Source organism: Streptomyces sp. NPDC093094, from assembly GCF_044754345.1.
Taxonomy (GTDB): Bacteria; Actinomycetota; Actinomycetes; order Streptomycetales; family Streptomycetaceae; genus Streptomyces.
Window position 1 is genome coordinate 121,650 of sequence record NZ_JBIVOX010000008.1, and the last position, 9,210, is coordinate 130,859.

The following is a 9,210-nucleotide window of genomic DNA, read 5'->3' on the forward strand; positions in this document are numbered from 1 at the left end:
CCCGGACACCCCGAAGTCCTCCAGGAACCCGAGGAGTTGAACCCCCCATGAAGGCAGCGGTCGTACGAGCCTTCGGTGAGCCCCTGGTCATCGAGGAGCGCCCCGATCCCGAACCCGGACCCGGCCAGGTCCGCGTCGCCGTCGAGGCATCCGGGCTGTGCCACACCGACATCCACGCCGCCCACGGCGACTGGCCCGTCAAGCCCAGGCCGCCGTTCGTGCCGGGCCACGAGGGCGTCGGCCTGGTCGAGAAGCTCGGAGACGGTGTCACCCACCTGGCGGTCGGGCAGCGCGTCGCCGTGCCCTGGCTCGGCTGGGCCTGCGGGCGGTGCGAGCACTGCCTGACGGGCTGGGAGACGCTGTGCGAGCAGCAGGTCAACACCGGCTACGGCTGCGACGGCGGATACGCCGAGAAGATGCTTGCCTGGGCCGACTTCGCCCAGCCCGTGCCCGAGGGAATCACCGCCGTGGACGCCGCCCCGCTGACCTGCGCGGGCGTGACGACGTACAAGGCGCTCAAGGTCGCGGGCGTCCGGCCCGCCCAGCTCGTCGCCGTCTCCGGGATCGGCGGGCTCGGGCACCTGGCCGTGCAGTACGCGAAGATCGCCGGGGCGCAGGTCGCGGCGATCGATGTCACCGACGACAAACTCGAACTCGCGGCCGAACTCGGCGCCGACATCGTCATCGACGCGCGCAAGGACGACGTCGGCACGGCGCTGAAGCAGCACGGTGGCGCACACGCCGCGATCGCCCTCGCCGTCGACACCGCCTCCTTCGAGGCCGTCAACTCCGGGCTGCGGCGCGGCGGCAGACTGGTCATGGTGGCGCTGCCCGCGCACGGCACGGTCCGGGTGCCGGTCTTCGACACCGTCCTGAACGGCACGAGCGTGATCGGCTCCATCGTCGGCACCCGGCAGGATCTCGCCGAGGTGTTCCGGCTGCACGCGGCCGGACTCACCCGGGTCATCCACGAGACCCGCCCGCTGACCGCCGTCAACGACTGCATCGGCGAGGTGCTGCGCGGTGAGGTCAGGGCCCGGATCGTCTTCGACCTCGGCGCGGGGCGGTGACGGAGATGACGCCGGGCCTGCCGGTCGTCGCCGGTGTCGACGGCTCCGGGTCCGGTCTGCGGGCCGTGGACCGGGCGGCGGACGAGGCCGCCCTGCGCGGGGCGCCGCTGCGGCTGGTGCACGCGTCGCTGTGGGAGCGGTACGAGGGCGCCCTGGTTCCGGCCGGCGCGAGGCCCGTCATGCCTTCGCCCGGTACGCCCGCATGGCCAGCGGGTAGAACACGGCGGCTATCCCGGCCGCCCACACCAGGGACCATGTCACGGGTTCGGCGACGGGCCCGCCCAGCAGCAGCCCGCGGAAGGCGTCCGACAGATGAGTGACGGGGTTGACGTCGCTCCATGCCTGGAGCCAGCCCGGCATCGTGTCCACCATGACGAACGCGCTGCTGGTGAAGGTGATCGGGAAGATGATCGTGAAGGCGAACGCCTGCACCTTCTCGGCGTCGCCCGCGAGCATGCCGATGAGCACGGCGCTCCAGGAGACCGCCGCGGCGAACACGACGACCAGCAGCACGCCCAGCAGGAGTCCGCCGAAGCCGCCGGTGACCCGGAAGCCGAGCAGCAGGCCCAGGCCGATCATCAGCAGCATCGCCCACACGTGCTTGGCGAGGTCAGCGGTGATCCGTCCGACGAGCGGCGCGGACCGGGCGATCGGCAGGCTGCGCAGCCGGTCGAAGACACCCTTGGTCAGGTCCGTGTTCAACGCCATCGCCGTGTACATGGTCATGAAGAGGGTGTTCTGCACGATGATCCCCGGCAGCGCGTATTTCAGGTACGCCTCCGGAGAGCCTGCCATCTGCCCGCCCAGGACATAGGTGAACAGGAACACGAACATGATCGGCGTGATGCTGTAGTCCACGAGCTCCAGCGGGTTGTGCTTCACGGCGACAAGAGAGCGCCAGGCCATCGTGAAGGTCTGCTGGAGCCCCGCGAGGGGGCGTACCCTGCCGGACTTGGTCAGCGGGGCCGTGACCGTGGTGGCGGTCATGCCGAACTCACCGCCTTCTCGTACTCGCTCTCGTCCGCACCGGAGCCGGGACCGGAACCGTTCGGCTGCTGCTCCGGCTCGGCCTTGTGCCCGGTCAGCGCGAGGAAGACCTCGTCGAGGGACGATTTACGGAGGGTGAGCTCGCCGACCGCGATACCGGCACGGTCGAGGGTGCGCACGACGGCGGGCATCAGCACGGGGTCGTTGACCGGGGCGGTGATGGTCTCGCCCTCGATACGGGTGTGGGGTCCGGCAGCCTCCGTGACCAGTACGTGGGCGGAGGCCAGCTGTTCCCGGTCGACAGGCCGCAGCTCCAGCACCTCTCCGCCGACCTGGGACTTCAGCTCGTCGGGGGTTCCTCCGGCGATGACCCTGCCCTTGTCGATGACGACGATGTCGTCCGCGAGCACATCGGCCTCGTTGAGGTACTGCGTGGTCAGCAGGGCCGTGGCACCGTCGGCGACAAGCCCGCGGAGCATGTCCCACAGCTCGCCGCGGCTGTGCGGGTCGAGACCGGTGGTCGGCTCGTCGAGGAAGAGAATCTGCGGCCGTCCGACGAGACTGGCGGCGAGGTCCAGCCTGCGCCGCATGCCGCCGGAGAACGTCTTGGTCGCCCGCCCTGCGGCGTCGCTGAGCTGGAACCGCTCCAGCAGCTCATCGGCGCGGGCCCGGGCCTCGCGCCTCGGCATCCCCAGGAGGCGCCCGATGAGCAGCAGGTTCTCGGTCCCGGTCAGATTCTCGTCGACCGCGGCGTACTGCCCGGTGAGCCCGACGAGTGCGCGTACCGCGCCGGCTTCCTGCACGACATCGTGCCCGGCCACCCAGGCTCGCCCGGCGTCGGGCTGCAGCAGCGTGGCGAAGATCCGCACGGCGGTCGTCTTGCCCGCACCATTGGGTCCGAGCAGTCCGAGCACCGTGCCGGATCGTGCCGCCAGATCGACGCCTGCGAGCGCCTGGGTGTCCTTGAAGCGTTTGGCCAGGCCCTCCGCCTGGATGGCATACGACATGGGAGGTCCCCTCGCGGGTCCGTGGGCGTCAGGCCGACGCCCACTCCTCAGACAACTGTGACGTACGCCACTGACATTCCTCCGGGGGCTTCCTCGTACGGGCGCTCTCCCGCGCCTCCCCGGGAAGCGGTGCACGCCGCCTCGGACGAGGCGGTACGGCGGCGGCCACGACGCAGGCCGGCTCGGCCGCCGGTGTCGCCTCGGTGCGCGAGCGGCGAGGTGCCGGTCAGCCGAGCGGGTCGGCGGTGTCGCGCAGGGTGGCCAGCGCCGGGGCGTACATGCGGGCCTTGATGGTGCCGAGGGTGTCGCCGGCCCTGTTCAACTGCGCCCGGGCGATCTCGACGGCGGTGGAGCGTACGGCGTCCTCGCCGACCGCCCGGTCGACGATGCCGGCGGCCGCGGCGTCGGCACCGCCGTAGCGACGGGCGGTGAGCATGGCCTCGTGCGCGGTCTGCGGTGCCAGCCGGGACTGGACGAGTGCGGACATGGCGGGGGTGAAGGGGATGTCGATGTCCGCCTCGGGCAGGCACCAGTAGCCGCGGTCGGCACGCATCACACGGAAGTCGTGGGCGAGGGAGAACATCGCGCCGGCGGCGAAGGTGTGCCCTTGCAGCGCGGCCACCGTGACGACCGGCAGTGACAGCATCCGCGCGAACAGCTCATGGACGGACACGACGTAGTCCCGGTGCCGGTCGGCGTGGGCGAACAGCCAGTCCAGGTCGAGTCCGTTGGAGTAGAACTTGCCCGTGGCGGCGGTCACGAGGGCGCGGGGGCCTTCCGCCTTCTCCACCTCCTCCAGCGCGGCGCTGACGGCGGTGATCCAGTCGGGGTGAAAGCGGTTCTCTCCGTCTCCGAGATCGAGAACGAAGACGTTGTCCTGACGGTCGAGCGAGGGCATGGCGACTCCTTCGAGCTGAACTGAACAGGTCACATGACTGCGGACCACGGCCGAAGCCCGGGGCCGGGGCCGGCGCCGGGACGGTCACGCAAGGCGTGGAGAAGCAGGTCGTGGATCCCGGCGGCGGCCGCCTCGATCGGGCGGTGCTCCGCTCGGCCCTGCACATGATCATCGCGCCTTCGACCGCGGCGACGACGAAGGCGCCGAGCCTGCGACTGCGGTCCCCGGTCAGGCCGTGCCGGACGAACAGGGCCGCGAGCGCCCTCTGCCGGCGGGCGAAGACGGCGGCGGCCGGCCGCGCCGGCTGTGGTGCGTCGTCGTCGGTCTCCACGGCCACCGCCACGATCGGGCAGCCGGCCCGGAAGCCGCTCTCCACGAGCCGGTCGCGCCACGGCACGAAGAACGCGTCGACCGCCTCCACCGGATCGTCCGCCTGCACGGCAGCGTCGATCAGTCCCGCGATGAAGTCCCCCGCCGGCGCCACCGCCTCGTCGATGAGCTGCGCCCGCCCGCCGGGGAAGTGGTGACACACCGAGCCGCGAGGGGCCCCGCCGTGCGAGAGCACCCGGTCGACGCCGGTCGCGCTCGCCCCGTACTCACGCAGCAGGGCCGCGGCACCGAGGACCATGCGGTCACGGCTGTCGCTCCTGCGCGGACTCACCCGCCCACCACCCTTCCGGCCACGGAACGGGCCGACCGGCATGCTACTTGCCGGTAACTTATGGGGTGTGGCACAGAGCACGCAAGAGGGGCGGCGGCGGTCCGACAGCGGCGCCGGTGGACGCCACCCGGCCTGCGAGCGGTGCTCCACCGGCCGGAGCCGTCCGCGTGGGTGGCCGTCCACGGGGCAAGGAGTACGCCGACACCGGCCCGGCCGCCATCGGCGCACTCGCCCGCCGCGAACGACTGGGCCAGGGCGTTCGCCGACCGCACCTCTGCGCGGTCGGCGGCGGCCGCCTCACCTCGGGCGGCAGCATCGCCGAAAGCGGTACCGCCCCGCCGCCACCCGCGCACGCGCGGAACGACAACCGGTCACGAGCCGACCAGGACGGCACATGCGCCTCGTGACCGGCGTCAGCGCTCGCGGATCCTTGACCAGCACCAGCCCGCCCACCGCCCGTTCGCCCACCGGTCCAGGGTCCGGCAGAGTGCGGCGCTCGAACTCCTCGTCGATGCGGGCAATCAGCCGGCCGAGATCACGCCGGGCACCGTGAGGGAGGTGAAGCACGGCCTCCTCCAGATCGTCACGGGCATGCTCAACCTCCACCCCGGGCCGCCGGACCTCAGACACATCCGGATGACGGCCGGGGCGTCCGAACGCCCAATCGAATCGGGTGAGCGCGTCCGCAACCGCGTCGGGCCACATGCGCTCGTCCTCGACACGGCGGACGGCTGCTCGCGTCCTCGCGGAAACACCACGGATCCGCCGGACTGCGACATGTCCGCGAGGCCGCCGTCGCTCGGCGCGGACGGCCTTCGGGCACCCACGCGGCATCGCCCTTTCCGGTCAGCATGACGTCATCCCGCCACGAACGAGGCTGCACCCGCGCGCACGACCGAGCTTCCCGCCACCTCACGTGCTCCTGCTTCTCATCACCACTCACGCGCGCCGGCCCGACGCCGAGCCGCAGACTCATGATCCGCCCGACTTCGCACGACCACACAGTCATACGGGTCTCAGCCACAACGACACACGCCCGTCAGCCATTTGCCGTATCGACAGGGCGACGACGACGATGGGAGCCTGGTCCGGCAGGACACGAGCTGAAGGGGCGTCAGGTCGACAGCTCCCATGGTGACGCACCCTCGGCATCGCTCGTCGTCGTAAGCCGCTGTCACTGCCGGCCGCACAGGCCCACGGAGGCGATCAGATGCTCAACCTCACCTATCCGGGCGTGTACACACGTGAGCTGGACTCCGGTGTACGGACCGTCACGGGGGCGCCCACCTCGGTCGCACTGTTCGTGGGGCCGACCCTGACGGGCATCGACGAGCGGCCGGTGACCTGCCTGAGCTTCGCGGACTTCGAACGGCACTTCGGCGGACTGTCCGCGAAGAGCTCGCTGTCCTACTCCTTGATGCACTTCTTCGCCAACGGCGGGGGCCAGGCGGTCGTCATCCGGCTGCCCGTGCAGAACGCCCGGGCGGCCGAGTCGACGATCCGGCGCGACGTGACGGAGAGCAAGACCTCGCTCACGGTCACCGCGCTCAGCTCGGGCGCCGCCGGTGGATCGCTCTTCGTCGAGATCGACTCCTTCGGCATCGACGCGCACCCCTTCTCCACCTCGCCGCCGTCCGACAAGAAGCGTTTCAACCTCACGGTCGTCGATCCCGTCACGGGGCTGGTCGAGCGGTTCCCCGACCTCACCACCGAGGCGGGCAACGCGCGGACGGCCGGCACGGTGGTCAACGATCCGGCCACCGGCTCCCGCCTGGTCAAGGTGTCCATGGCCGAGGACGCCATCGGGGCGGAGGGGCCGCAGAGCACCGGATCCGTCTACCGGATCGGCAAGGAGCCGACGACGGGCACCTTCGACAAGGCGTTCGCCCTGAAGCTGTCGGTGACCCGGTGGAAGCCCGAGGACGGGAAGGCCGACGACACCTCGTCGGTCAAGGACCTGCCGGTGACCGTCTTCAAGCAGAACGACAGCAGACCGGCCAGTCGCCTGGAGCTGGTGACCCGGCTGGTCGCCGCGCTCAACGAGGCGATCCGGGCCGACGACGACGCCCGGCGCAAGCTCGCCGGCGCTTCCGTCGAGGGGACCCTGCACGAGGACGGCGGCTTCCTGCGCCTGTCCGTCAGCCGGCCCGCCGCAGCAGCCGGGTTCGAGCGCGTGCACGACGCGACCGTCACGATCGCCGGGCCGGCAAGTGGCACGGACTCGTTCCTGACGGAGTACACCGTCGAGCAGAAGGTCGCCAACCCGTCACGCTACCGGCTCGGCCACCCCTACGACGCGGCCCAGGCGTCGAGGAAGACGAAGGCCGAGGACGGCGACGCCGCCGGCCAGCCGTCGTCGTCCGACTTCAAGGACGCGGTCACCGCGCTCGCCGGACCCGACCCGTTCTTCAACCTTCTGTGCCTGCCCGACCTCGTCCGCCCGAAGACCACGGACCCCAGGGCGCTGCACCACAGCAACGCGTTCACCGTGTACGCCGAAGCGGCCCGGGTGTGCGCCGAGAAGTTCGCCTTCCTCGTCGTGGACCCGCCGCCCGACGTCACCGACATCGGGACGGCTGTGGCGTGGAAGTCGGCCAAGCTGGGACTTCGCTCGGTCCACGCCGGTGCCTGGTTCCCGAACATCCGGGTCGACGACCCGTTGCAGCCGGGCACGATCGTGTCGCATCCGCCTTCGGGAGCCGTCGCGGGCGTCATCGCCAGGACCGACAGCCGGGTGGGCGTCTGGCAGGCTCCGGCGGGCACCGATGCCTTCCTGGCCGGTGTCCACGGCCCCTCCGTCGAGGTGTCCGACGCCGAGCAGGGCCTGGTGAACCCGCTGGGCGTCAACGTGATCCGGCGGTTCCCCGTCTACCAGACCGTCGCGTTCGGCTCGCGCACCGTGGACGGCGCCGACGCGCTGGCCAGCCAGTGGAAGTACATCCCCGTGCGCCGCACCGCCAGCCACATCCTGCGCTCGCTGTCGGAGTCCCTGCGCTGGGCGGTGCACCAGCGCAACGGCGAGGAGCTGTGGTCCCAGCTGCGGGTCAACTGCACGGCCTTCATGCACGGGCTCTTCCGCCAAGGCGCGTTCAAGGGCGTCTCGGCTCGCGAAGCCTACTTCGTCGCCTGTGACGCGACGACCACCACCCCGGCGGACATCGACCTGGGGATCGTCAACATCGTGATCGGGTTCTCGCCGCTCAAGCCGGCCGAGTTCGTGGTGATCAGTCTCAAGCAGATCGTGCAGCCGGCCGTCTGAGACAGGAGCACATGGTGGGACAGTTCTCGGTCAACGCCCAGCGGCTCGACCCGTACAAGAATTTCAAGTTCCGCGTGAAGTGGGACGGCCGCTACGTGGCCGGCGTGTCGAAGGTGTCCCTGCTCAAGCGGACCACCGAGGTCGTCAAGCACCGGTCCGGCGGGGACCCTTCCACGTCCTACAAATCTCCCGGACGCACCGAGTACGACGCGATCACACTCGAACGCGGAGTCACCCACGACCAGGAGTTCGAGCAGTGGGCGAACAAGACGTGGAACTTCGGATCCGCGCTCGGCGGTGAGGTGTCCCTCGCCGACTTCCGCAAGGACATCATCATCGAACTGCTCAACGAGGCCGGTCAGGTCGTGCTCAGCTACGCCGTCTACCGGTGCTGGGTGTCGGAGTACCAGGCGCTGCCGGACCTCGACGCCAACGCCAACGCCGTGGCCATCGCCAAGCTCAAGCTCGAGAACGAGGGCTGGGAGCGCGACTACGCGGTCGCGGAGCCCAAAGAGCCGAGCTTCGTCGAGCCGTGAGCCGCAGCGTGAACACCTCCACCGGCCCCACCGCCGTCCCGGGCGCGGAGAGCGCCGTACGGCTGTGGCCGCTCGTGCGGCACCGTCCCGCGGGGGAACGCGTCGTCGGCCTCCTGGTCGCGCTCGACGGACCCGCCGCGCTGCGCTATCCGCTGGGAACCCGCAACCAGCGGCTGCTGGCGGTGCATCATGCCTGGGTGCACCGGCCGGTCGACGGCCTCGTCCCCTGCCCGACCTGCGGGACCGACAACGAGTTCACGCTGCCCGTCCGTGCCGTGGCCGAGCTGCCGCCGGCGGCCCCGGACGCGGTGGCACGCCTTGAGGCAGGCGGCACAGAGCTGACGTTCCGGCTGCCGGTCCTCGCCGACCTGGTCCTCGTGGCGGGCCGTCCCCCGGCCGGCAGCCTGTACGCGCTGGCATGCGGCACCTGCTTGGACGCCCAGGTCCCGCCTCTGGACGCGGACGATCTCGACCGGCTCGCCGACGCCTGGGAGGTTCTCGATCCCGCCGGTTCGCTGCGTGTCGACCTCACCTGCGCGGAGTGCGGGCGGGAGATCACCGCGGACGCCGATCCCGCCGACTTCGTGGCCCGCGACCTGGACCTGCTCGTCGACGAACTGATGCACGAGGTCGACGTGATCGCCGGTGGCTACGGCTGGTCGGAGGAGGCGATCCTGGCGATGCCCGCACCTCGCCGCCGCCGCTACGCGGAACTCATCACCGGCCGGCGTTCCCCGGCCCGGCACGCGGCGGCCGTCCGATGACGGCGCGGCGGTCGGCGTACGCGGAGGC

8 protein-coding genes and 2 pseudogenes are annotated in these 9,210 nt (G+C 71.1%); 6 read left to right on the top strand and 4 right to left on the bottom strand.

The features are described 5' to 3' along the window. The first annotated feature begins 47 nt into the window (after positions 1–47). Together ACIQGV_RS18690 and ACIQGV_RS18695 are read left to right on the top strand one after the other, a co-directional pair. A complete protein-coding gene (locus tag ACIQGV_RS18690; RefSeq protein WP_402496101.1) occupies positions 48–1,070 on the top strand; it encodes a zinc-dependent alcohol dehydrogenase in 1,023 nt (340 codons plus the stop codon). 5 nt (positions 1,071–1,075) lie between these two features. Next, positions 1,076–1,222: pseudogene (locus tag ACIQGV_RS18695) on the top strand (universal stress protein); the annotation flags it as partial. A gap of 25 nt (positions 1,223–1,247) precedes the next feature. Here the strand turns inward: ACIQGV_RS18695 and ACIQGV_RS18700 are convergent. The 4 genes and pseudogenes from ACIQGV_RS18700 to ACIQGV_RS18715 form a co-directional block, all read right to left on the bottom strand. After that, the gene (locus ACIQGV_RS18700) at positions 1,248–2,057 is read right to left on the bottom strand and encodes an ABC transporter permease (protein WP_402496103.1); all 810 of its coding nucleotides are present in this window, start codon (positions 2,055–2,057) and stop codon (positions 1,248–1,250) included. Then, the gene (locus ACIQGV_RS18705; RefSeq protein WP_402496104.1) at positions 2,054–3,064 is read right to left on the bottom strand and encodes an ATP-binding cassette domain-containing protein; all 1,011 of its coding nucleotides are present in this window, start codon (positions 3,062–3,064) and stop codon (positions 2,054–2,056) included. The genes ACIQGV_RS18700 and ACIQGV_RS18705 overlap by 4 nt, the downstream gene beginning before the upstream one ends. 226 nt (positions 3,065–3,290) lie before the next feature. Next, positions 3,291–3,962 (bottom strand): enoyl-CoA hydratase-related protein, encoded by a 672-nt coding sequence (locus tag ACIQGV_RS18710; RefSeq protein WP_402496107.1) that lies wholly within the window; start codon positions 3,960–3,962, stop codon positions 3,291–3,293. 187 nt (positions 3,963–4,149) lie between these two features. Continuing rightward, positions 4,150–4,665, bottom strand: a pseudogene (locus tag ACIQGV_RS18715) (TetR/AcrR family transcriptional regulator); the annotation flags it as partial. Positions 4,666–4,790: 125 nt separating this feature from the next. Between ACIQGV_RS18715 and ACIQGV_RS18720 the strand changes: the two are divergent. From ACIQGV_RS18720 to ACIQGV_RS18735, 4 genes are all read left to right on the top strand, one after another. Then, positions 4,791–5,030 (top strand): hypothetical protein, encoded by a 240-nt coding sequence (locus ACIQGV_RS18720; RefSeq protein WP_402496110.1) that lies wholly within the window; start codon positions 4,791–4,793, stop codon positions 5,028–5,030. 803 nt (positions 5,031–5,833) lie between these two features. After that, entirely contained in the window at positions 5,834–7,882 is a 2,049-nt protein-coding gene (locus tag ACIQGV_RS18725) for a phage tail sheath C-terminal domain-containing protein (RefSeq protein ID WP_402496112.1), read from the top strand. Between the two features lie 14 nt (positions 7,883–7,896). Beyond that, on the top strand, positions 7,897–8,418 hold the full coding sequence (locus ACIQGV_RS18730; RefSeq protein WP_402496384.1) for a phage tail protein: 522 nt from the start codon (positions 7,897–7,899) through the stop codon (positions 8,416–8,418). Then, positions 8,415–9,182 (top strand): hypothetical protein, encoded by a 768-nt coding sequence (locus ACIQGV_RS18735; RefSeq protein WP_402496115.1) that lies wholly within the window; start codon positions 8,415–8,417, stop codon positions 9,180–9,182. The genes ACIQGV_RS18730 and ACIQGV_RS18735 overlap by 4 nt, the downstream gene beginning before the upstream one ends. Positions 9,183–9,210 lie beyond the last annotated feature (28 nt).

Excerpts from the sequence above, each read along its gene's own strand:
- ACIQGV_RS18690 (WP_402496101.1), top strand. The coding sequence starts at position 48 with ATGAAGGCAGCGGTCGTACGAGCCTTCGGTGAGCCCCTGGTCATCGAG.
- ACIQGV_RS18705 (WP_402496104.1), bottom strand. The coding sequence starts at position 3,064 with ATGTCGTATGCCATCCAGGCGGAGGGCCTGGCCAAACGCTTCAAGGAC.
- ACIQGV_RS18710 (WP_402496107.1), bottom strand. The coding sequence starts at position 3,962 with ATGCCCTCGCTCGACCGTCAGGACAACGTCTTCGTTCTCGATCTCGGA.
- ACIQGV_RS18725 (WP_402496112.1), top strand. The coding sequence starts at position 5,834 with ATGCTCAACCTCACCTATCCGGGCGTGTACACACGTGAGCTGGACTCC.
- ACIQGV_RS18700 (WP_402496103.1), bottom strand. The coding sequence starts at position 2,057 with ATGACCGCCACCACGGTCACGGCCCCGCTGACCAAGTCCGGCAGGGTA.